At 38.5% G+C, this 20,838-nt stretch carries 24 protein-coding genes; 17 read left to right on the forward strand and 7 right to left on the reverse strand.

Features of this window, described 5'->3' with window-relative positions:
• Positions 1–38 precede the first annotated feature (38 nt).
• The 7 genes from J3U69_RS07200 (at position 39) to trxA (ending at position 7,263) form a co-directional block, all read left to right on the forward strand.
• Positions 39–476 carry a GNAT family N-acetyltransferase gene (locus J3U69_RS07200; protein ID WP_267413555.1) on the forward strand — a complete coding sequence of 146 codons (438 nt, stop codon included), beginning with the start codon at positions 39–41 and terminating at the stop codon, positions 474–476.
• 295 nt (positions 477–771) lie between these two features.
• On the forward strand, positions 772–3,414 hold the full coding sequence (alaS, locus tag J3U69_RS07205) for an alanine--tRNA ligase (protein WP_267413556.1): 2,643 nt from the start codon (positions 772–774) through the stop codon (positions 3,412–3,414).
• A gap of 48 nt (positions 3,415–3,462) precedes the next feature.
• On the forward strand, positions 3,463–3,720 hold the full coding sequence (locus J3U69_RS07210) for an IreB family regulatory phosphoprotein (protein ID WP_103753066.1): 258 nt from the start codon (positions 3,463–3,465) through the stop codon (positions 3,718–3,720).
• Entirely contained in the window at positions 3,721–4,149 is a 429-nt protein-coding gene (ruvX, locus tag J3U69_RS07215) for a Holliday junction resolvase RuvX (protein ID WP_103753065.1), read from the forward strand. It begins immediately after the preceding gene.
• A 1-nt stretch (position 4,150) separates the two neighbouring features.
• On the forward strand, positions 4,151–4,456 hold the full coding sequence (locus J3U69_RS07220; RefSeq protein WP_103753064.1) for a DUF1292 domain-containing protein: 306 nt from the start codon (positions 4,151–4,153) through the stop codon (positions 4,454–4,456).
• Positions 4,457–4,511: 55 nt separating this feature from the next.
• Positions 4,512–6,863 (forward strand): endonuclease MutS2, encoded by a 2,352-nt coding sequence (locus J3U69_RS07225; protein WP_267413557.1) that lies wholly within the window; start codon positions 4,512–4,514, stop codon positions 6,861–6,863.
• 88 nt (positions 6,864–6,951) lie between these two features.
• Positions 6,952–7,263, forward strand: coding sequence for a thioredoxin (trxA, locus tag J3U69_RS07230; protein WP_220220797.1), 312 nt, complete (start codon positions 6,952–6,954; stop codon positions 7,261–7,263).
• A gap of 43 nt (positions 7,264–7,306) precedes the next feature.
• On the opposite strand, the gene mscL is transcribed toward trxA, so the two are convergent.
• Both mscL and J3U69_RS07240 read right to left on the reverse strand, forming a co-directional pair.
• A complete protein-coding gene (gene mscL, locus J3U69_RS07235; RefSeq protein WP_103753061.1) occupies positions 7,307–7,672 on the reverse strand; it encodes a large-conductance mechanosensitive channel protein MscL in 366 nt (121 codons plus the stop codon).
• A 72-nt stretch (positions 7,673–7,744) separates the two neighbouring features.
• Complete coding sequence (locus J3U69_RS07240) at positions 7,745–8,164, reverse strand: YslB family protein (RefSeq protein ID WP_103753060.1); 420 nt, start codon at positions 8,162–8,164, stop codon at positions 7,745–7,747.
• Between the two features lie 67 nt (positions 8,165–8,231).
• On the opposite strand from J3U69_RS07240, the gene murI reads away from it, so the two are divergent.
• Together murI and J3U69_RS07250 are read left to right on the forward strand one after the other, a co-directional pair.
• Complete coding sequence (gene murI, locus J3U69_RS07245; RefSeq protein ID WP_267413558.1) at positions 8,232–9,020, forward strand: glutamate racemase; 789 nt, start codon at positions 8,232–8,234, stop codon at positions 9,018–9,020.
• A gap of 17 nt (positions 9,021–9,037) precedes the next feature.
• Positions 9,038–9,652 carry an XTP/dITP diphosphatase gene (locus tag J3U69_RS07250; RefSeq protein ID WP_220220799.1) on the forward strand — a complete coding sequence of 205 codons (615 nt, stop codon included), beginning with the start codon at positions 9,038–9,040 and terminating at the stop codon, positions 9,650–9,652.
• A 38-nt stretch (positions 9,653–9,690) separates the two neighbouring features.
• On the opposite strand, the gene J3U69_RS07255 is transcribed toward J3U69_RS07250, so the two are convergent.
• Positions 9,691–10,506, reverse strand: a complete 816-nt coding sequence (locus tag J3U69_RS07255; protein ID WP_267413559.1) for a mechanosensitive ion channel family protein — start codon at positions 10,504–10,506, stop codon at positions 9,691–9,693.
• Between the two features lie 111 nt (positions 10,507–10,617).
• On the opposite strand from J3U69_RS07255, the gene J3U69_RS07260 reads away from it, so the two are divergent.
• A complete protein-coding gene (locus tag J3U69_RS07260) occupies positions 10,618–11,046 on the forward strand; it encodes a DUF948 domain-containing protein (protein ID WP_103753056.1) in 429 nt (142 codons plus the stop codon).
• An 18-nt stretch (positions 11,047–11,064) separates the two neighbouring features.
• Entirely contained in the window at positions 11,065–11,442 is a 378-nt protein-coding gene (locus J3U69_RS07265; protein WP_103753055.1) for a DUF1269 domain-containing family protein, read from the forward strand.
• A gap of 68 nt (positions 11,443–11,510) precedes the next feature.
• Here the strand turns inward: J3U69_RS07265 and J3U69_RS07270 are convergent, their stop codons facing one another.
• Positions 11,511–12,617: an aminopeptidase P family protein gene (locus J3U69_RS07270; RefSeq protein WP_103753054.1), complete on the reverse strand. Its 1,107-nt coding sequence runs from the start codon at positions 12,615–12,617 to the stop codon at positions 11,511–11,513.
• Between the two features lie 145 nt (positions 12,618–12,762).
• On the opposite strand from J3U69_RS07270, the gene J3U69_RS07275 reads away from it, so the two are divergent.
• Complete coding sequence (locus J3U69_RS07275; RefSeq protein WP_103753053.1) at positions 12,763–13,764, forward strand: substrate-binding domain-containing protein; 1,002 nt, start codon at positions 12,763–12,765, stop codon at positions 13,762–13,764.
• 51 nt (positions 13,765–13,815) lie between these two features.
• On the opposite strand, the gene J3U69_RS07280 is transcribed toward J3U69_RS07275, so the two are convergent.
• Entirely contained in the window at positions 13,816–15,183 is a 1,368-nt protein-coding gene (locus tag J3U69_RS07280) for a glycerophosphodiester phosphodiesterase (protein WP_220220801.1), read from the reverse strand.
• Between the two features lie 84 nt (positions 15,184–15,267).
• On the opposite strand from J3U69_RS07280, the gene J3U69_RS07285 reads away from it, so the two are divergent.
• Genes J3U69_RS07285 through J3U69_RS07305 form a run of 5 tightly spaced genes read left to right on the forward strand, consistent with a single transcriptional unit; the run spans position 15,268 to position 18,961 of the window.
• Positions 15,268–15,600: a hypothetical protein gene (locus tag J3U69_RS07285; protein WP_103753051.1), complete on the forward strand. Its 333-nt coding sequence runs from the start codon at positions 15,268–15,270 to the stop codon at positions 15,598–15,600.
• A gap of 12 nt (positions 15,601–15,612) precedes the next feature.
• The gene (locus tag J3U69_RS07290) at positions 15,613–16,983 is read left to right on the forward strand and encodes a bifunctional metallophosphatase/5'-nucleotidase (protein ID WP_220220802.1); all 1,371 of its coding nucleotides are present in this window, start codon (positions 15,613–15,615) and stop codon (positions 16,981–16,983) included.
• A 5-nt stretch (positions 16,984–16,988) separates the two neighbouring features.
• On the forward strand, positions 16,989–17,579 hold the full coding sequence (locus tag J3U69_RS07295) for a YutD family protein (RefSeq protein WP_220235185.1): 591 nt from the start codon (positions 16,989–16,991) through the stop codon (positions 17,577–17,579).
• Positions 17,580–18,356, forward strand: coding sequence for a TIGR01457 family HAD-type hydrolase (locus J3U69_RS07300; RefSeq protein WP_220220804.1), 777 nt, complete (start codon positions 17,580–17,582; stop codon positions 18,354–18,356).
• Positions 18,353–18,961 carry a TIGR01906 family membrane protein gene (locus J3U69_RS07305; protein ID WP_220220805.1) on the forward strand — a complete coding sequence of 203 codons (609 nt, stop codon included), beginning with the start codon at positions 18,353–18,355 and terminating at the stop codon, positions 18,959–18,961. The genes J3U69_RS07300 and J3U69_RS07305 overlap by 4 nt, the downstream gene beginning before the upstream one ends.
• A gap of 12 nt (positions 18,962–18,973) precedes the next feature.
• Here the strand turns inward: J3U69_RS07305 and J3U69_RS07310 are convergent, their stop codons facing one another.
• Together J3U69_RS07310 and J3U69_RS07315 are read right to left on the reverse strand one after the other, a co-directional pair.
• Positions 18,974–19,624: a VTT domain-containing protein gene (locus J3U69_RS07310; protein WP_103753046.1), complete on the reverse strand. Its 651-nt coding sequence runs from the start codon at positions 19,622–19,624 to the stop codon at positions 18,974–18,976.
• 9 nt (positions 19,625–19,633) lie between these two features.
• Complete coding sequence (locus J3U69_RS07315) at positions 19,634–20,593, reverse strand: NAD(P)/FAD-dependent oxidoreductase (RefSeq protein ID WP_323848322.1); 960 nt, start codon at positions 20,591–20,593, stop codon at positions 19,634–19,636.
• Between the last annotated feature and the right edge of the window lie 245 nt (positions 20,594–20,838).

Below are 20,838 nucleotides of genomic sequence, written 5' to 3' on the forward strand. Positions count from 1 at the left end.
ATATTGGTAATTAAAAATAAGCTTAGGAGGAAAACAAGATGATTCGATCTGCACAAGAAAGCGACGCAGAACAAATTCAAAAAATTAATCAAGAGCAGCTTGGGTATGATTATCCTGTGGCCAAAACGGCTGCCAATCTCAAACGGCTACTTGCTGATCAAGAGCACCACCTTATTCTCGTTTATGTTGACGATACATCTAAGAAGGTAATTGGCTATATTCATATCGAACTATTTGAGGAACTTTATTTTGCCCCAATGTATAATATTTTAGCGTTAGCTGTTAGCCCGCAAACGCAGCATCAAGGAATTGGTTCCAAGTTAATGACTGAGGTTGAGCACATTGCACAAAAAACTGGTATTACTGAAATTAGGCTAAGTTCAGGGGAGGAACGAACCGGTGCGCACAAATTCTATGAACATTTGGGTTACACCTACCTTAAAAAGCAAAAACGCTTTGGGAAAAAGTTGGGATAAATTATTTAAATAAATATGCATACAGCTGTAATCAAACTTAACTGCTTATTGACAAAGATAAGCCAAGTAGTACAATTGTTTTTGACTTAAGATATGTTTTTTAGGCTAATCAATCAAAGAGAGAATCGGTTGCTGAGAAAGATTTATTGATTACTTAAAAAATGCTCCTTACGTTTTTATATAATAAAGATTATTAAGAGGTAACAAGCACTGTTGCAATTGAGGTGGTACCGCGTTTTAGGCGTCCTTAAAGATAGCAATGGTGTTTTTTATTTTGACAAAAGGGAGAAAATTAATGAAGAAACTGACAAGTTCTGAATTTAGACAAATGTTTTTAGACTTCTTTAAACAGCATGGTCACATGGTCTTGCCTAGTCAGTCACTAATTCCACAAGATGATCCAACTCTTCTTTGGATTAACTCTGGTGTGGCGACAATGAAGAAATATTTTGACGGTTCCGTTGTGCCAAAGAATCACAGAATCACAAGTTCGCAAAAATCAATCCGGACTAATGATATTGAAAATGTCGGTAAAACGGCGCGACACCAAACTTTCTTTGAAATGCTTGGCAACTTTTCTGTAGGTGATTACTTTAAAAAAGAAGCAATTACTTGGGCTTGGGAATTTTTGACCAGTCCTGATTGGCTTGATTTTGATTCGCAAAAATTATACTGTACCGTTTATCCTAAGGATACCGAGGCCCAAAAGATTTGGCTTGAAGTCGGAATGCCGGAAGATCATATTGTCAAACTTGAAGAAAACTTTTGGGATATTGGGGAAGGTCCTTGTGGTCCCGATTCCGAAATTTTTTATGATCGTGGGCAAGAAAATAATGATGTGGCCGAAGATGACCCTGAAAACTTCCCTGGTGGGGAAAACGCGCGTTACCTTGAAATTTGGAACATTGTTTTCTCACAATACAACCACTTGGCAAATGGTCAATATGTTGATCAACCCCATAAGAATATTGATACCGGTATGGGATTAGAGCGTGTCTTGTCAATTTTACAAGATGCTCCAACCAATTTTGAAACAGACCTCTTCTTACCAATTATCCATGAAACAGAAAAAATGACTGCCAATAAGAAGTATGGCGAAAATAAGGCAGATACAACTGCTTTTAAAATCATTGCTGATCACGTAAGAACAGTTAGTTTCGCAATTGCCGATGGCGCTTTGCCTTCCAACACAGGACGTGGCTATGTTTTACGGCGGTTAATCAGACGGGCAGATTTAAATGGTCAACGGTTAGGAATTAAAGGCGCATTTTTGTATAAATTGGTTCCAGTAGTTGGCAAGATTATGGAAAGCCATTACCCTGAAGTCACAGACCAGAAGAGCTTTATCGCTAAGGTAATCAAGAACGAGGAAGAAAGATTCCAATTGACGCTTGATTCCGGCTTGAGCTTATTAGACGATTTAATTCAAGCTGCGAAAAAGGATCATGATAAAACAATTGCGGGTAAGGATGCGTTCAAGCTCTTTGATACTTACGGCTTTCCGTATGAATTAACCTTTGAGACCGCTCAAGATGCAGGCTTAAAAGTTGATAAAAAGGGCTTTGATGCAGAAATGAAGGCACAAAAAGAGCGTGCCCGTAAGGCTCGTGGTAATCTGCAATCCATGGGTGCACAAGATGAAACCCTGATGAACTTAAAGGATAAGTCAGAGTTTGAATATGGTGTCTATGAAGAAAAGCACGCTAAGCTAATCGACATTATTGTTGATGATAAGTTAGTTGATAAAGCCGATGGCGAGCAGGCTACGTTAATTTTTGACAAGACCCCATTTTACGCTGAACGCGGTGGTCAAGTGGCTGATCACGGTGATATCTACAACCATGATGGTGATTTGGTAGCTAAAGTAACAGACGTGCAACATGCACCAAACGACCAAAACATGCACTTTGTTGATGTTATTTTGCCACTGGAAAAAGGACAAGAATATACCTTAAAGATTGACCGCGTCCGTCGTGAAGGCCTCCGTCATTCACATACCGCAACGCATTTGCTACACGCCGCTTTACGGAGTGTGCTCGGTGAACATACCCACCAAGCAGGAAGTTTAGTTGAACCAGATTTTCTCCGCTTTGACTTTACTGCCGTTGAGCCAATGACTCCTAAAGAACTTAAGTCAGTTGAAAACATGGTTAACCAAAAGATTTGGGAAGCAATTGATGTTAAAACGACTATTACTGATCCCGAAAGCGGAAAAGAAATGGGCGCTTTGGCTTTGTTTGATGGCAAATATGGCGATCAGGTTCGGGTAGTTCAAGTTAGTGATTTCTCCATTGAATTTTGTGGGGGAACGCACTGTGCTAATACCAACCAAATCGGTATTTTTAAGATTACCTCGGAATCAGCTATCGGAGCCGGCTTAAGACGAATTGAAGCCGTAATGTCGAAGAAGGCTTATGAATACTTAGCTAACCGTTCAGAATTACTGGATGAGATTCAAGCTGAAGTAAAATCGACTAAACCACAAGATATTTTGGATAAGGTTGACAGTCTAGAACAAGACTTGCATGATAGTCAAAAGCAAGTAGAAGAACTTAATTCTAAGATTAATCAGATTAAAGCCGGAGCAATTTTTAATAACGTTGAACAAGCCGGTGACTTAACGGTTATCGCTCAAAAAGCCGATGTTAACGGCATGAATGACTTACGTGAACTTGCAGATACGTGGAAGAGCGGTAATAAGTCAGATGTTTTAGTTTTAGCTGCTGGAAAAGATGGCAAAGCAAACATGATTATTAGCTTGAATCAAAAAGCTCTTGATCACGGTTTAAAGGCTGGCGATTTAATTAAACAAGTTGCCCCAATCTTCGGTGGTGGCGGCGGTGGCCGTCCAAACATGGCTCAAGCTGGTGGTAAAAAACCTGAGTGTCTTGACGAGGCGATTAAGCAAGTTCTCACACTAGTTTCAAATAATAAATAATTGAGTTTATCCTGCTTTTCAAGTAGAATTAAGCAAGGAGGAATAATTATGAGTTCGCTAGATAAGACAATGCATTTTGACTTTAATGAAAATAAAGGCAAAAATGTTTATGATACTCTGCAAGATGTTTACAATGCCCTTGAAGAAAAAGGGTATAATCCCGTTAATCAGATTGTTGGTTACTTATTGTCTGGTGATCCGGCTTATATTCCACGGCATAATGACGCTCGTAATTTGATTTTAAAGCACGAACGTGATGAAATTATTGAAGAGCTTGTTAAAAGTTATCTTGGAAAAAACAAATAGATGAGACTGCTTGGTTTAGATGTTGGATCAAAAACTGTTGGTGTAGCTGTTAGCGATGAGCTAGGCATAACCGCCCAAAAGGTCACAACAATTCCAATTGATGAAACACGATTTAATTTTGGCATGCGCCCACTGAAAAAAATTGTCCGTGAATACGATCCAGATGGTTTTGTCTTGGGTTTGCCCAAAAATATGGATGGCTCATCTGGAGCATCTGTTGCTCGCAGTAAGGCATACGGTAAAAGGCTGAAAGATAAATTCGGATTGCCCGTTTATTATTCTGATGAACGATTAACGACAGTTGAATCAAGTCGGGTTTTGGTCGAAGAAGCCGGAATTCATGATCGGCACAAGCGTAAGAAAGTAATCGACCAAATGGCCGCGGTTTTGATTTTGCAGAATTATTTAGACTTAAACCGAAAGGATTAATATGACACAAGAAGTTCACGGTGATGACCGTCAAATTACCTTAGTTGATGATCAAGGTAATGAAGAATTATACGAAATTTTATTCACATTTCATTCAGATGACTATGATAAGTCGTACGTTTTGCTTTATCCTGCTTCAGCTGGTGAGGATGAAGAAATTGAGGTTCTTGCTTTTAGTTATGATGCAGACGATGCAGGCGATGTAACCAGCAGTGATTTGCACGAAATTGAGGCAGACGATGAATGGAACATGGTTCAAGGAGTCCTAAATACCTTCTTGGATGATGATCGCTTAAGTGGTGAATAAACAAAAAAGACTGGCTTAGCCAGCCTTTTTTATTAATAGAAATTTTTTGAAGAAAATGAATGACAAAATATTAGAAACATTAGAATTTGCAAAGATTACGGATCGCTTGCAGGAAATGGCAATTACCGCCCCAGCAAAAAGGCAGGCGGCTAATTTGGTACCTAGTAGCAAATTTTCGTGGGTACAACAAGCTTTAAAGCAGACATTAACTGGCGCCAATATGCTGCGCATCAAGGGGCAACTACCCTTAACGGACTTTATGGATGTGAAGCCAAGTACGAAACGACTGCGGATTAATGCTAATTTAAATGCGGCTGAGCTTGGTAATTTACTGCTGGTTTTAACTTTGGCTAATGATGTCAATGGCTTTTTAGAAGACGTTGATGATGAAGAGCTTGATCTGACTGCAATTGAAACTATTCTGGAAGATTTAAACGTTCCAGAAGACTTTTTTAATCAGTTAAAAAAGTCGCTAACTTTTGATGGTGAAGTACTCGATACCGCGTCAAGCGAGTTAGCACAATTACGGCGAGAATTAAAAGCAAACGATGAAGAAATCAAAAAGCGCATGGACGGCTATCTTAAGGGAAATAGCAGTAAATATTTGTCTGAGCAAATTGTTACCATTAGGGATGAACGTTACGTTATTCCGGTTAGACAAGAATACCGCAATAAATTTGGCGGTGTAGTCCATGATCAGAGTGCCAGCGGGCAAACCCTGTTTATCGAGCCTAGCAGCGTCCTTAATTTAAATAATCGGGTACAAAACCTATTAGCTCAGGAACGCAGGGAAATTCAGCGGATTTTACATTCTCTTTCTTCGCAGGCACGGCAAGAAGTTGATTCGATTGAGCAGATTGCTGCTGCATTAACTGCGTTAGACTTTATTCAGGCTAAAGCAAAATTAGCACGTGAACTGAAGGCGACAGAGCCTCAACTAACTGAAGATCATTCGCTTGTTTTTTTGCAGGCGCGACATCCGTTAATTGATCCCAATAAAGTAGTTGCTAATGATATTCGTTTGGGTGAAGATTTTGACACAATGCTGATTACTGGTCCGAATACCGGTGGTAAGACAATTACGTTAAAGACTGTGGGCATTTTGCAATTAATGGTGCAAGCAGGACTATTCATTCCTGTTGCTGAAAATAGTAAGGCTGGCGTTTTCAAGGATATTTGTGCCGATATTGGTGATGAACAGTCAATCGAACAATCACTTAGTACTTTTTCTTCGCATATTAATGGCATCATTAAAATAATGAAAAATGTTGATGAGCAAACTTTAGTGCTAATCGATGAGATTGGAGCTGGAACTGATCCCGAGGAAGGGGCAAGTTTGGCAATTAGTATCTTGGATTTCTTGCGAAAAAAGCAAGCTAAGATAATTGTTACCACTCATTACCCTGAGTTGAAACTATATGGCTACAACCGCCCCAAAGCAATAAATGCTTCAATGGAATTTGATTTAAAAACTTTATCACCAACTTATCGCCTGCAAATCGGTATTCCTGGGCACAGTAACGCCTTTGCAATTGCACGGCGCTTAGGAATGCGTGAAGATGTTGTAAAAAATGCGGAAGGTCTAATGTCTGATGATAATGCAGATATTAACCAAATGATTGCCGAACTAGCCAAACAGACTAAAAAGGCGTTAACTGCACGCCGGCATTTAGAAACCAGCCTTGATCGGAGTAGAAAGCTTGAAGTAAAATTGCAGCAAGCACTTGATTGGTATAACCAGCGTGTGCAAAAGCAGTTAGAATTTGCCCAGGAACGGGCCAATGAAGTTGTCGCCAAAAGCCGAAAGAAAGCCGAAAAAATCATTGAACAGCTGCAAAAGCAGCCGAATAATGTTAAGCAAAACGAACTGATTGATGCGAAGGGAAAGTTAACGCAGCTTGAAAAGCAAAATGAAAACCTAGCTCATAATCGCGTCCTGCAAAAAGAAAAAAGACGGCATCACGTCAAGGTGGGCGACCAGGTTAAAGTTTTATCTTACAATCAAACAGGAACAATCACTAAAAAACTATCTGAGCATCAATATGAAGTCCAGATGGGCATTATCAAAGTAAAAGTAAGTGATCGTGATGTTGAAAAGATAAATCAGCAAAAGCAGCAAACCAAGAAAACCGTCCGTGCTGTTAGTTCCAACCGGCGAAGTAACGCCCGTAGCGAACTTGATTTACGTGGACAGCGTTATGATGAGGCAATGACCAACCTTGATCGGTATATTGATTCTGTTTTACTTGCTGGCCTTGATGTCGTCACAATCATTCACGGAATTGGAACAGGTGCAATCAGAAAAGGTGTGTGGCAATATTTGCGTTCCAGTAGTCACGTAAAAAGCTTTAATTATGCTCCTGCTAACGAGGGTGGTAACGGTGCAACTATTGTCCATTTGAAATAAAACAGCTTACTTGTAAAAAGTAAGTCGGCTTGCTATAATGAATTTTATAAGATAAGAAATATTGCATTATATATAGGGAGGTATATTCATGGTTGATGAACTAACAGATCAGAACTTTGAAGAAGAAACAAAAGATGGCGTTGTGCTAACAGATTTTTGGGCAACTTGGTGTGGTCCTTGCAAGATGCAATCACCTGTTGTCGATGAATTGGCTGAAGAACGGCAAGATGTTAAGTTTACGAAGATGGATATTGATCAAAATAAAGAAACACCAAGTTCTCTTGGCATTATGGCTATCCCAACTTTACTCATTAAGAAAAATGGGGAAATTGTTGATCGGATAACTGGCTATACCCCAAAGGCCAAGCTTGATCAAATTCTCAATCAATATACTGATTAAACGCAAAAAAAGAGGCTTTCTCAGAAGAGAGAGCCTTATTTTTTTAGTTATTTTTTGCTTGGAGCAAATCCCGAATATCTTTTAAGTAATCTTCAGCAGATGGCTGAGCTGGAGCCGGTTGCGGTTTGGTTACTTTATTGACAGCCTTCACAAGTAAGAAAACAATGAATGCAATAATTAAGAAGTTAATCACAGTGTTAATAAATGAACCATACCTAAAGGTTGCGCCGCCAACCTTGACTACTAAATTTGATAAATCAATTTTGCCAATAAATAGACCAATTAATGGGTTAATTAAGTTTGTTACTAATGAATTTACAATATTAGTAAAAGCTCCGCCGATGATAACACCAACAGCCAAGTCAATTACATTTCCACGTTCAATAAATTGTTTAAACTCTTTTAGCATCTTTATTTCCTCCATTCTCACTTTAATCATATTGCAAAAATGGGCAAAAACTCAATTAAAAAGCTTTTAAACTTAGTCAAATTTGGCTGCTATTTGAACGATTTTCCTTTTATCATCAATCTTTAGTTCGCATTCTGTAGTCCGACCAGTTTCTTTTTGGACTGCTTCTGCTAAAATTCCGGCTTCTAGAGAAAACTCATGACTATCGCTGTTCAAGCGATCGGTTACACTTTGGCCGCTTAATTCAAAAACGGTCTCAGTTCGCCGCTGCTTTACTCTTGTTAAATCGCCAAATTCAGTGGTAGCAAAAAAACTGACTACGTCGTCAAAAGACGACAAATCATATTTGCGGGCAATTTTTTTGCCACCCCAATATAAGATTGCCTCATTGTCTTCACCTAAAATGGTGGGTAAAAGAAAGTCGCGGTATAACTGATTAACAAAATACACGTGTTCGCTTTGTTGCTTGTTGTCTTGCATAAAGAATTTCATCCCTTTTATTTTCTTTTATTTTACCGTAAAATTGAGAGAAATAGAAAAAATTGAGGGGATTTATATTATGGATAATCGGCCAATCGGCCTGTTAGATTCTGGCGTTGGTGGTTTAACTGTTGTCAAAAAAATCATTCAAAAGATGCCAGGCGAATCAACTGTTTTTATCGGTGATAATGCCCATATCCCATATGGTGATAAGACGAAAGAAGAAATAGTCGAACTGACTAGAAACAGTGTCAATTTTTTATTAAGTAAAAATGTTAAGTTGATTATTTTTGCTTGCAATACTGCCACGGCAGTCGCGATGGATATCATCCAAAAAGAAATAACCGTTCCAATTATCGGCGTGATTCAATCTGGAAGCAGTGCGGCAATTCGCGCAACTCAAACTAATCGGGTTGCAGTAGTTGCCACGCAAATGACAGTGGCACTCCATGCTTACCAAACAGAAATTAATGCGCGCGATCCTAAAGTTCAGGTGACAGAGCTTGCGGCACCACAATTAGTGCCTTTGATTGAAAAAAATGCTGGCAGATCAAACTATTTGTCAGCCTTGCAGCAAACCCTAAAGCCACTAGAAAATAGCACATTTGATACCTTGATTTTAGGGTGCACACATTATCCAATTATTCGTGATGAGTTCGTTCAGTGTCTGCCGACTGGGGTTCAGGTAGTCGATCCTGCAGATCAGGTAGCGGAAAGTACCTTTGAATTGATGAAGCAAAAAGGGCTGTTAGGTGCCAGTACCAAATCTGCTCAACATGAATATTACACAACTGGTGAGGTTGAGCTAGTAGAAAAATTGGGCAAAATAGTGCTCAATGACGCTAATTTTACCGCTCATCATTTATAAAAAAGAAAAGGCAAGTTATGAAAGAAATTTTGTTTGCTACGACCAATTATGGCAAGGTTAAGGAATTAAAAGAGGCTTTTAAAAAAGCCAAAATAGATGTTGCTATCAAAACTAACAAAGATTTGGCTCATGCGCCAATTGTTGAGGAATATGGAACAACCTTTGAGCAAAATGCTAAATTAAAGGCGCATGCTCTGGCTGATTACAGTCAAATGGTGACCATTGCTGATGACTCAGGATTAATGGTGGATGCTCTTGATGGGGCGCCCGGAGTTCGGTCCGCTCGGTTTGCCGGAGAAGAGCATAATGACAGCAAAAATAATGCTAAATTGTTGGTAGAACTTGGTGGGGTAAAACCTGAAAAAAGGACAGCACGTTTTAATACCACGATTGTGGCCTCGATGCCGGGCAATTTTGCTCAGGATCTAGTCGTTTCGGGTCAGTGTAGTGGCCTTATTCTGGCGGCTCCTCGAGGAGAAGATGGCTTTGGCTATGATCCTTTGTTTTATGTTCCGGAAAAAGGCAAAACCTTTGCTGAAATGACGGTTGAAGAAAAAAATAGTTTGTCACACCGTGGCAGGGCAATCCAAAAATTATTGGCTGCTTTTCCTGCCTGGCTAGCACAATTTTAAAAAAAGGTTAATCCTAACTATGGGATTAACCTTTTTCATTATTGTGCTAATAAAATGCCATTTGCTTGCAGCGTTTTTAAGTAATGCGTCAAATATTGATCTTGAACAGCTTTTTCATACCCTGGTTCGACTTGAAAATGAATGACATATGTAGCTGTTTGAGCTGTCTGTGCGGTAATCCCGATAATATTGGGACCTTGGACAAGGACATTTTTACCTATGTCTATGTCATTATTTACTTGCTCAATGAGTTGATGAACCTTGTTAAAGTCATTGGAAACTTTTAACTGCAATTCAATATCAAGACCAATACCGCCGTGGGCGAGATTTTGGACGATTGAAATGTTGCGGTTAGGGATGTAGATAATCGAACCATCTGTTCCTTTTAGTCTGGTTGTCCGTAATCCTAGCTGAACAACCACCCCAGTTTGATTATTAATCTGGACAATGTCACCAACATCAAATTGATCTTCACTCAAAATGAAAAAGCCGTTGACTAAATCACTGACAAATCCCTGAGCTCCCATGCCTAAAGCAAGGGAAAAGATACCGGCACTAGCTAGCAAAGTCCCAATTGGAATACCCAATATTGATAAAACAGCAAATAAATAAAAGAAGATAACTGTATAAGAAAAAATACTATTAATTAAAGCCGCAACTGTTTTCGATCGCTTGGTTTGTGGGCGCTTGCTATGGTTTAAATAATGATTAATAATTTTTTTGCCAAATTGATTAATTAAATAGAATATCAAAGATGATATTGCTAATTGCCACACAACTGAGATTAATTGCTCGCCAATTTGATCCCAATTGATTTTTAAAACTTTTTGGTTGATTTGAAACGCTTGTTTCATGGTTCCCGCCTTTCTTATATGCATATTAACTATAGCAAAATATTACATATAGATTGAGATTGAAGCATTTTCATGCTAGACTTTTTTTAGGTATAGAATTGGAGGTTGAAGATGATAATGTCTTATGGTGCATTAGCAGGTATAATTGCTGCGGTTGCATTATTAATTTTAGTACTTTTCACAATTCCTGTGCTTATTCGTGCCACAAAGGCGACAAAACAAGCAGAAGAAATGATCAAGAGTGCCAATGAATCAATACAGCAGATTTCGAAAGAAGCTGATGTCTTGCTTCAGCAAACAGGTGATTTACTTGATAAAACCAATGTGTTATTGGCGGACGTGAACGTTAAAATGGAAACCCTAGATCCGGTGGTTCAAGCAGCCGCAGATTTAGGTGTTAGCGTTTCGGATGTTAACGCGTCCTCCCGTAAGATGGCAAAACGCGTCAGCAACTTCCGTCTGAAAGGCAATAACGGAATAATGTCTTCTGCTTTATCGTCGATGTTTGCACGTCGTAGGCGTCGTAAAGGTAAGGATTAGTAAAAAGGAGTTACTACGATGAGAAAATTTACTGATTTTGTATTAGGTGCTATTGTAGGTGGAGCAGCAGGTTTTTTAGCTGGCTCATTGCTTGTTAGCGATAATCAAATTGATGAATTAAAGAGAAAAGTTAAGAATAATGATACCGTTCAAGATTTGAAGAAAAAATATGATAACGGTACAGAAGTAGTTAAAAATCAATTGGCATCATTCCCTAAGAATGTCGAGGATGATTCTGAATTAAAAGATTTTGATGATATTGTCATTGATAATTCAAAAGATGATGACCCAATTCAAAAGGACAATGCAGAAAAATCAGTTGATGATCTGCATAATGCTGAAGGCCCAGAGGATCCAGGCGTTTTGCCAAAGGATGACACTTTACCAAGACCTTAACAATTAAGTTAACAAAAAATGCACTAGCAGGAGCAATCTCCCGCCAGTGCATTTTTATTATAGAGAAATTAGTCGTTGAGCGGAATGTACTTAAGCTCTTTGTCAGTATGTGTAAATGGTTGGTAACCGTCTTTAGTGACAACGCCGCAGTCTTCGATTCTTACACCTGCAACACCAGGGATGTATATGCCAGGCTCAATCGAAAAGCACATGCCTTCCTCAATAATTAAGTCATTGCCTTGAACAATTGAAGGATATTCATGCACATCCTTGCCAATTCCGTGACCTAAGCGGTGAATGAAATATTCGCCGTAGCCGGCCTTAGTAATCACGTCACGGGCAACGCTATCTAGTTCAGAAGCTGTCATCCCTGGTTTAACAGCATCAATTGCGGCTTGTTGTGCTTCACGGTCGATCTCGTAGATTTCTTTTTCCTTTGCACTTGGTTCACCATAAGCAACTGTTCGACTAGAATCGGATGCATAGCCGTTGTGCATAGTTCCAAGATCAAATAGCACTAATTCATTAGGTGCTATTTTGTTCATTGTTGGGCCTAAATGAGGATTAGCAGCATTTGCACCGGCTTGCACGATAGTTTCAAAACTTTCGTGCATAACACCTTTTTGCAGTTTTAACTGGTAATCAATTTGACCAGCAATATATCTTTCGGTTACGCCAGTCTTAATGGCGTTAAAACCGATTTGGAAAGCAAAGTCAGCTTCTTCACCGGCAGCTTGTAATTGCTTAATTTCTTCAGGCGTCTTATACAAACGAATTTTAGCGATAAAGTTAGACACATCGGCATCAAAGTTTGCATCAGGGAATTGTTGATGAAGCAATTGGTAGTGAGAAACAGACAAATTATTTTTCTCAAGCGCCCATTTTTGGTATGCTGTAGTTCTGTGCTTAACTTTGTCAGCAATTACAGCCCAAGGATCTTCTGAATCAAGGTAGCCATAAACATCGCCATTCCAAGCAGAATTTTTGGCTTCTTCTACATTTAGGGCAGGAACAAAGACGAATGGGTCTTGGTCCTTGAAAGCTAGAAGAGCGAAAATTCGTTCATGCGGCTCCATATCATAACCTGTAAAATAGGCTATTGTGGTTGGATTTGAAATATAAGCTACGTCGTTATTAGAACTCTGTAGCCATTCTTGCAATTTGGTTAAATTCATAAACTTTTCCTTTCGTATCAAGCGGTAATTAAGAAAAGTATATCATGTTCTTGAGTTGAAAAAATGAAAGAATAGCTGTAAACGTTTGCACTTTTTGCAAAAGAATGATAAATTTTATACTAGTACATAAGATAGGGGAAATAAGATGCGTAAACAAGATATTACAATTTATGATGTTGCTCGCGAGGCCAAGGTATCGATGGCCACAGTTTCACGGGTTGTTAATGGTAACACCAACGTGCGTAAAGATACACGTGACCGGGTAATGAAAGTGATTAATCGTTTGCACTACCAACCAAATGCTGTAGCGCAGGGACTAGCCTCTAAGAGAACAACAACTGTCGGGTTGATTGTGCCGGATTTAACCAACCTTTATTTTGCTGAACTTTCAAAAGGAATCGATGATATTGCCCTTTTGTATAAGTATAATATTATTATTACGAGCATTGAGAATCGTTTGATGCGTGAAGACCAAGCAATCCAGGGCTTGTTAAATAAGCAGGTTGATGGGGTTATTTATATGTCTGATAGTTTGCCAGAAGAAGCTGTCGAGGCTTTTAAACGGACTGATACACCCGTTGTTTTGGCAGGAACCAAGGATAACCACCAAGAATTTCCTTCCGTTGCAATTGACTACAAGAAAGCCGATACTGAGGCTTTGAACTTGCTTTATAACGATGGTAAAAAGAACTTAGCACTTGTTTTGGATAATCCTGATACGGTTGTTAACGCTGAGAACCGCATTCCAGCCTACAAGAAATTCTTAGAAGAACATAATTTAGGTGAAGGTCATATTTATAGTCACATTAAGGATCATTCCGACGGCTATAACCTCTTCTCGCAACTAAGTCAAGATGGTATTGATGGTGTAATCGTAACTAGCGATGTTACTGCTGTCGGTATTTTGAATTCAGCAATTGATGCTGGAAAGAAAGTTCCAGATGACTTGGAAATTATTACGGCTAGCGCAACTCAAATCGCTTCTGTCGTTCGTCCGGCTCTAACAGCTATTCGTCAACCCCTTTATGATATTGGTGCTGTAGCAATGAGAATGCTGACCAAATTGATGAATAATGAAAAAGTAGACAATATGCAAATTGAATTGCCATATGAATTACTGAAAAAGCAGAGTACTTCAAATAACTAAATGATTTAACTAAAAACCCGTTACACAGATGTGTAACGGGTTTTTGCTACGCTAATTTAATTGCGCTGCTAATTTAATTTTTTGGGTAAAAGTAAGTTCTCTTGGCGCTTGTAGCGGCTGATATTGCGTCAAGGCAATATTAGGATAACGGCTCATTCGCGGCAAATTATGATAGTTTTTCCAACTGGTTTCGTCGAAAAAGCCGTAAAAGAGAATATCACGGGCCTTAACCCAGCCTAGAGATGTTTTGAGCCACATGCTCTTAGGACTACCATTGAAATTATAGATGCGATAAAGCTGGTTAAGGGGCATTTTTTTCTTAGTTTTTGCCTGATTTTCTGGATAACGGTAAAGCGCAACTTCTTTTTGCGGCCGTGCGATAACTTGCTTATCTTGGTATGGGGCAACATCTTGCGGCTTTAAATCCAGGGTAACAAATTCAGCGGAAATAAAGGTTTGGTTGTCTATTTGATAATAAAGCTGGTTATGTGCCCGCACACCATACGATACCTCTAATTTTTGTCCAGGATAAACAAACTTTTTGCGTTTAATTCGAACATATGGGTTCATCATTGTGGCAGCTTTTTTATTGCCGAAGTATAACCCCTTGCGGTGGATATCGTATTTATGCGTTCCTTCTTTTGCCAATTTGTACTTGAAACCGGTACTGGGAAAGTTGGTCACGACACCATCAATGTTTTTGTTAATTAGCCAATGCCACAATTCAGGCGATTCGTCCATTTCTGTCCAAACAAAAACCTGTTTGTTTAGCTGGTGCAACCAGTGAATTAGCCAAGAGTGATTTAAAATTAAATCAGATGATACGTTGACTGCATTAACTTGCGGAAGATTGCTGAAGTTCATTCGTTTTAAACTGCCGACAATTAAGATTAAATATGCATCAGGCATAATTTCCCGAAAATGAAATAAACTGGCAGCAGAAAATGAGTGAATCATGACCCGTTTTTCCATGTGATATTTTTTAATTGTTGCCGCAATTTTATCTTCAAGTTCATAAGAAGAATCAATTGAGTGATCTATTTTTGTTTCTAAAATAAATTTTGTATCTGGCTTTTTTTGATAATGTTCAAATAGTTCCGCTAAACTCAGCACATGTTCACCATTATCATATGTTAATTGACTAAGTGCTTGCCAAGTATTTTGTGATACAATTGCATGTGTATGGGTAACTCGAAACAAATCATCATCATGCGAAACGACCAGTTCTCCGTCTGATGACAGATGAAGGTCGAGTTCAACGTAATCGGCGCCGGAGTTGAAAGCAGAATCATCACTCTGAATAGTTTCTTCAGGGTATTTAGTGGGATCCCCGCGGTGCCCGACAACAGTGAAACCAGTTGTTGTCAAAAAGATTAAGCTAAAAAAGAGAGCCGTAATTAGATGGCTTTTACGTTTCATGTGTACACCTCTATCGTTTATTACAATAGCATGGTTGCACATTTTTTGCTATATGTAACAGTTTTAATTTCATAGGTATAATTAATGAATCAACAATATGAAGAATTAGATTTAATTGAAGAAATCACTCGTAATGATAACAGCAAGTATTTTGAAATTTCAAATATCGACCAAAATGGGATTGCTGAACTAGCAGTTGACCGGGGCAAAATTAAGAATGTGCGCATTTTGCAGTTGAACATCCCGCGAACAACGGCATTAGTTACTTATGAAAAGTACATCAATAAAACTTACCAGCTTGAAACGTTGACTAATGAGGAAGATTGGAAAAATCCTGACTGGGTAGAATGGGAAAAGCCTAAGGGTAAAATTTTGGACGCTTATAAGATGATTTTAAAATCCAATCAGATTGGATAGAAAGTGGGAGAAATGGAAAAACTACGCATTTTACATACTAATGATTTGCATTCACACTTTGAACACTTTCCCAAAATTGGCCGGTATCTTCATGAGGCACAAAAAGATCAATCAGTTGATCAAGTTTTCACGTTTGATGCCGGTGATTTTATGGACCGTTCCCACCCTTTAACGGATGCAACATACGGGCAAGCTAACATTAAATTAATGAATTCTTTTCATTATGATGCAATTACAATTGGTAATAATGAGGGGATTTCCAACTCACATGAGGTGGTTGAGCATTTATTTGATCATGCTAAATTTCCCGTCATTTTGGCCAACCTCCGTGAGGAAGATGAGTCAATGCCGCACTGGGCCGTTCAAAATAAGATTATCACTACCAAAAAGGGTACCCGAATTGCCTTAATCGGTCTAACTGCCGCATATCCGCTTTCTTATGAGCCTAACCACTGGCACGTTAAAATGCTAAAAGAAACAATGGATGATGTGTTACCTAAAATTGCTGGACAGTATGATGTGCTCATTTTATTAACACATGTTGGTCTAAACATGGATGAGTTTTTGGCAAAAAATTATCCCCAGATTGATTTAATTGTTGGCGGTCATACGCACGATTTATTGAAGCATGGCAAAAGGGTAAATGGTGTTTGGATTACGCAAACCGGTAAGTGGGGTAATTACGTTGGTAATACTTACGTGGAGATTGATGATCAGCACCATGTAAAGAAAATAACGCCGCATGTCGAGCCAACAAGCTTGATGAAAGAGCATAATGGCGATATTGAAACAATTCTAGGTTATTGTGAATGCGGTAAGGAAATTCTAAGTCGTGAACAAGTAGCGAATTTACCGGAAAAATATGATGACGATTATGAGGCAACAATTAATGTTTCAATGGATGCCATTGCTGATTTTGCTAAAACCGACTTGGCAATGCTGAGTACTGGGCTCTTTCTGCAACCTTTTAAACGCGGCATCTTAACCAAATATGATTTACAAGTGGCTTTACCGCACTCCATGCATGTTGTTAGATCAAAATTAAAGGGCAAGGATTTGTGGCGCTTGGTCATGGAGATTGAGAAGAATCGTCATTACCTCGATCATTTTCACTTGCAGGGGATGAGTTTTCGCGGCAAAATTTTTGGTCAAATGCATTACCGTGGAATCAAATTTGACCCGATAAGCAGAATAGTTTACGTTAAAGGCAAAGAAATTGATCCTGCTAAGGAATATGAAATTGCGGTGTTAGATCACTATGTTCTAGTGCCGTTTTTCCCTACTTTAGCTATAGTTGGTGATAATAAGTTTTTATTCCCACAATTTTTACGTGAAGTAATTGGGGATTATTTGGCCAAAAAATATCCTATTAACAGGAAGTGAACCTAATGACGGAAAAAGCCGTTGAAGTAGTTAAGATAAAAACTGACAAGGAAAATAAGTTTGAGAAAAAGCAGCCTCTTCGGCATCCATTGGCTGCTGTTTCGTTAGAAAACGACCGTTTAAAGATTAATAAACAGTTATACCAGGTCATGGTGAATAAGGAAGATGCCCTTGATCTTGAGGTATTAAGCCAGAAATATGACCCATATCTTGATCAATATGATTTTTTGGTTGGGGATGTTTCCAGCGAACATTTACGTCTCAAAGGCTTTTATAAAGATAACGTACAGACAGCAATTGATCGAAAAGAACAGACGATTGCTGACTACCTAATGGAATATTGTAATCCTGGTGGTCCTTATTTTATCTTGCAATTGCTGAGCCCAGTGCACCATTATCGTAATAATAACCGGAAAAAATGGGGTAGTTCATATCGTAAGCGTAAGAAGGGCCAACCTAATAAAAAGAATGGTGTTGCTTTCAAGCGTTACAAGGTTCGGCCAGCACATTATAAAAAGCCGGAAACGGTAGCGGTTAAAAAAGAACAGAAAAATAATCATACTTTTGTAATTAAAAAAAGAAAGGGCAGCAAGTAAGTGAAAGATTACCATTTATTTTTAGTGGACCTCGATGGCACTATTTATCGTGGAAAAGACACTATTGCGTCCGGAGTGCGTTTTATTCACCGAATTAAAGAAGCAGGTAAAGAGTGTCTTTTTTTAACCAATAACACTACCAGAACACCTCAAATGGTTGTTGACAAATTGGCTCATCATGGCGTTAAAACGGACGTTTCTCATATTTATACGCCGAATATGGCAACCGTTAGTTATATTTTGGAGCAAGAAGATTGGCAAGCCAAGAAAATTGGCGTTTATTTAATTGGCCAAATTGGCTTATTACAAGAATTTTTAAAGCACCCAGAATTCGAATTAAATGAGTCCAATCCGGATTATGTTGTCGTGGGGCTTGATACTGATTTTACTTATCATAAAGTTCAGGTTGCATCTACTGCAATTCAAAATGGGGCTAAGTTTATTGGTACTAATGCTGATGTTAACTTGCCTAGTGATCAGGGGCTAATGCCGGGAAACGGCTCTTTGTGTGCAATGGTTGCTGTTGCCAGTGGTCAAGAACCGCTATATATTGGTAAACCATCTGCAATCATTATTGAAAAAGTGTTGGCTAAATTTCATTGTTCTAAAAAAGACGCTCTTTTAGTGGGCGATAATTATGAAACCGACATAAAAGCTGGCTTTAACAGTGGGGTTGACCAATTATTGGTAACCACAGGAATTACCCAAGCTGCAGATCTAATTGGCAAAAAGCAGCCAACGATTTTGGTCGATAGCTTGGATAAGGTAAAATTATGAGCAAAAAAAGTAACATCTTGACAATCATTTATCACTTTATTTTTGGCGTTACTAGTAGTGTTGTGGGCGCTATTATTGCCAGCTGGCCATTATTGCTAGTTTTTGTAATTGTGCAAAAAACTAATAAGACTGTTAATTTGTCAATCGGGCAGGTTATGCACAACTACAATCAGTTAATGTGGTACTTAATCTGGCCGTTTAAGCACAAACTGAAGATGAGTAATTTACCAACTTCGTCATTAGCCGCACAGCATTTTGCGGATGTGAAGAAACTGCTAGTTCTAGCTGTTTTAGCCTTTTTATGTTGTCTGCTTATTTTTTTGTGGAACAGGAGTCAAAAAAATAAAGCACTGAAACTAAATAAAGTTTGGGCGCTTTTATTTTTACTATTGCCAATTGCTGTTTTACCATTTGCACTAACAAATTTTGATAACTTTTTTGTTGTATTTCATCATTTGCTATTTGCTGGTAGCAGTACTTGGCTGTTTGATCCGGCTACTGATCCAATTATTAATGTGCTGACTGAAGGCTTTTTTGCCTCATGTTTTGCAGTCGCAGGAATTATTTACGAATTATATTTTGCTAATCAGCTTTTAGAGCGCTAAAAAAGGAGTTCCTTAGTGGAGCTCCTTTTTTTGTGTTAGCCGTTTTTTGAGGGCAACAATTAAAATCGGTAATACTGAAATTAGAATAATTGCAAGAATTAACATGGAAAAATGCTCTTTGACGAATGGAATATTACCAAACAAGGCACCGATTATTGTAAAAAGACCACTCCAGATAATTCCGCCAATTACGTTGTAAATTGCAAATTTACCATAATGCATTTTACTTCCGCCAGAAATGAAGGGAACAAAGGTCCGAATGAATGGAATGAAACGACCAATAACAATTGTGATCGGACCATGGCGCTCAAAGAATTTTTCGGCTGCCATTCGATTTTTCTGATTAATCAGTTTATTAAACCAAGAATGTTTTTCTCCTGCATTAACTGAGCGTGCCCCAATTTCATAGTTACATGCATCACCTAAAATGGCGGCTAATAAAACTGCTAAATAAACTAACCAGATATTAATGTGATATTTGGGGTTTACTGCCATCGAGCTTGCTGCAAAAATCAGCGAATCTCCTGGTAAAAAGGGGAAAATAACAAGTCCGGTTTCGATAAAAATAATGCCAAAAATAATCAAGTAGGTCCAGTTGCCAAACTGGTTGACTATTTCAATCAGATGGTGATCAATGTGAAGAATAAAATTGATTATTGTCATAAATCGCTCCTAAATACTGGTTGAATGAATTGTTAAGGTTTTTTCTGGGAAAAGCGAGCGCATAATTGCGGTAATTGCAATTTGAGCTTCGCCAAAGCCTAGTCCGATTACAGGAACGCGACCAGGGTAAGTGGCACTATCACCAATCGCATAAATACCTGGTATATTAGTTGCCATTTCCCGCGTGACATCAATTTGGCCGTTGGTCAGATTAATGCCCCACTTACGGGCAATACTGTTATCTGCTCTAAAGCCATAGGCAACAATGATTTGATCAAAGTGGCGCTTAATAATGTCAGTTTCTCCCATTTGTTTGAGACCAACCTCAAGTTGATTATTCCTTAATGTAATTGTTTTAGGAAGATAAGGGGTTAGAATTTCAACATTTTTTAAACTTTTCAGTTGCTGTATTGAAGATTCTAAACCGCGAAATTCATTTCGGCGATGAATTAATTTGACTTGCGTGTTGCCTTGCTCCGCAAGTTCAAGTGCCCAATCAAGAGCTGAATCACCACCACCAAAAACGGCAACCGTTTGACCAGCGTATTTAGCTAAATCTTGAACAAAATAATGCACGCGTTTTTCAATTGCCTCATCCATTTTTAGAGGCAATTTCTTTGGTTTAAATGAACCAGTTCCGGTAGCAATAATGACGCTTTTTACCTCAAAAACACCATCAATAAGAAATTTGTCTTCTTCTTGCTCAATAGAAGTAATGCGATGGTTTAATGAAAAAGTGGTCTTGCCAGTAGCAGATTTCTTTAAGCGACTAATTAAATCAAAGCCAGTAATTTGATCAAAAACAGGAATATCAGAAATTTTTTTATTCGGATATAAAAATTGTGGTTGTCCACCAACCTCCTCTAAAGAATCAAATGTAATTGATGTTAAACCATGTAGGTGGGCAAAATTTGCACAAAATAGACCGACTGGGCCTGCACCGATGATTGCTATATCAAATTTTTTAATTTTTAAAACTCCCCTCTAAACGTTGATATAACAACTTTAGCATGAAAAAATTTCTAAGTCACTTTAATAAATCGTAAAAAAGACTTGCAAAAGTAAAAAAGAGTTGCTAATATTAATAACTGTCGTCGGGCGCAAGGCAAGAGCCAAGCGGAAGAGGGCGAAAAAAATCCGAAAAAACTAGTTGACAACTAAGAGCTAGTTTAGTAAGATAATAAACGCTGTTGTAAAAAAGGCAACAGCGGGGT

This window comes from Lactobacillus sp. B4026, from assembly GCF_026535825.1.
Taxonomy (GTDB): domain Bacteria; phylum Bacillota; class Bacilli; order Lactobacillales; family Lactobacillaceae; genus Lactobacillus; species Lactobacillus panisapium.

Bases quoted from the DNA above. Each gene is read 5' to 3' on its own strand.
- J3U69_RS07200 (WP_267413555.1), top strand. From the start codon at position 39: ATGATTCGATCTGCACAAGAAAGCGACGCAGAACAAATTCAAAAAATT.
- alaS (WP_267413556.1), top strand. From the start codon at position 772: ATGAAGAAACTGACAAGTTCTGAATTTAGACAAATGTTTTTAGACTTC.
- J3U69_RS07210 (WP_103753066.1), top strand. From the start codon at position 3,463: ATGAGTTCGCTAGATAAGACAATGCATTTTGACTTTAATGAAAATAAA.
- ruvX (WP_103753065.1), top strand. From the start codon at position 3,721: ATGAGACTGCTTGGTTTAGATGTTGGATCAAAAACTGTTGGTGTAGCT.
- J3U69_RS07220 (WP_103753064.1), top strand. From the start codon at position 4,151: ATGACACAAGAAGTTCACGGTGATGACCGTCAAATTACCTTAGTTGAT.
- J3U69_RS07225 (WP_267413557.1), top strand. From the start codon at position 4,512: ATGAATGACAAAATATTAGAAACATTAGAATTTGCAAAGATTACGGAT.
- trxA (WP_220220797.1), top strand. From the start codon at position 6,952: ATGGTTGATGAACTAACAGATCAGAACTTTGAAGAAGAAACAAAAGAT.
- mscL (WP_103753061.1), bottom strand. From the start codon at position 7,672: ATGCTAAAAGAGTTTAAACAATTTATTGAACGTGGAAATGTAATTGAC.
- J3U69_RS07240 (WP_103753060.1), bottom strand. From the start codon at position 8,164: ATGAAATTCTTTATGCAAGACAACAAGCAACAAAGCGAACACGTGTAT.
- murI (WP_267413558.1), top strand. From the start codon at position 8,232: ATGGATAATCGGCCAATCGGCCTGTTAGATTCTGGCGTTGGTGGTTTA.
- J3U69_RS07250 (WP_220220799.1), top strand. From the start codon at position 9,038: ATGAAAGAAATTTTGTTTGCTACGACCAATTATGGCAAGGTTAAGGAA.
- J3U69_RS07255 (WP_267413559.1), bottom strand. From the start codon at position 10,506: ATGAAACAAGCGTTTCAAATCAACCAAAAAGTTTTAAAAATCAATTGG.
- J3U69_RS07260 (WP_103753056.1), top strand. From the start codon at position 10,618: ATGATAATGTCTTATGGTGCATTAGCAGGTATAATTGCTGCGGTTGCA.
- J3U69_RS07265 (WP_103753055.1), top strand. From the start codon at position 11,065: ATGAGAAAATTTACTGATTTTGTATTAGGTGCTATTGTAGGTGGAGCA.
- J3U69_RS07270 (WP_103753054.1), bottom strand. From the start codon at position 12,617: ATGAATTTAACCAAATTGCAAGAATGGCTACAGAGTTCTAATAACGAC.
- J3U69_RS07275 (WP_103753053.1), top strand. From the start codon at position 12,763: ATGCGTAAACAAGATATTACAATTTATGATGTTGCTCGCGAGGCCAAG.
- J3U69_RS07280 (WP_220220801.1), bottom strand. From the start codon at position 15,183: ATGAAACGTAAAAGCCATCTAATTACGGCTCTCTTTTTTAGCTTAATC.
- J3U69_RS07285 (WP_103753051.1), top strand. From the start codon at position 15,268: ATGAATCAACAATATGAAGAATTAGATTTAATTGAAGAAATCACTCGT.
- J3U69_RS07290 (WP_220220802.1), top strand. From the start codon at position 15,613: ATGGAAAAACTACGCATTTTACATACTAATGATTTGCATTCACACTTT.
- J3U69_RS07295 (WP_220235185.1), top strand. From the start codon at position 16,989: ATGACGGAAAAAGCCGTTGAAGTAGTTAAGATAAAAACTGACAAGGAA.
- J3U69_RS07305 (WP_220220805.1), top strand. From the start codon at position 18,353: ATGAGCAAAAAAAGTAACATCTTGACAATCATTTATCACTTTATTTTT.
- J3U69_RS07310 (WP_103753046.1), bottom strand. From the start codon at position 19,624: ATGACAATAATCAATTTTATTCTTCACATTGATCACCATCTGATTGAA.